A 340-nucleotide genomic window follows, 5' to 3' on the forward strand; every position below is an offset into this window, starting at 1 on the left:
TGTGCCGCTCGACCCGAGCTATCCCCAGGAGCGTCTGGCATACATGTTACAAGACAGTATGCCGGTGGCGCTGCTGACGCAGACGGGCATGCAAGAGCGCCTGCCGGCTGCGGCCGAAGCGGGATTGACGATACCGGTGCTGCTGCTCGACGGAGAGGAAGACGGCGCGGCCATGGCGCGTCAAACATCGCACAATCCCGACCCGGCGCAGCAGGGCTTGACGGCGCGGCACCTGGCGTATGTGATCTATACCTCGGGCTCGACCGGGATGCCCAAGGGGGTGATGGTTCAGCACGAAAATGTGTTACGTCTATTTGCAGCGACACAAGACCGGTTTCAT

1 protein-coding gene is annotated in these 340 nt (G+C 62.1%); it reads left to right on the top strand.

What is annotated here, in order from left to right:
- A partial coding sequence (locus tag KVP70_RS33485) for an AMP-binding protein (protein WP_217946739.1) occupies nt 1-340 on the top strand: 340 nt, incomplete at both ends.

The sequence above is a fragment of the Duganella violaceipulchra genome (genome assembly GCF_019166075.1).
GTDB lineage: Bacteria > Pseudomonadota > Gammaproteobacteria > Burkholderiales > Burkholderiaceae_D > Rugamonas > Rugamonas violaceipulchra.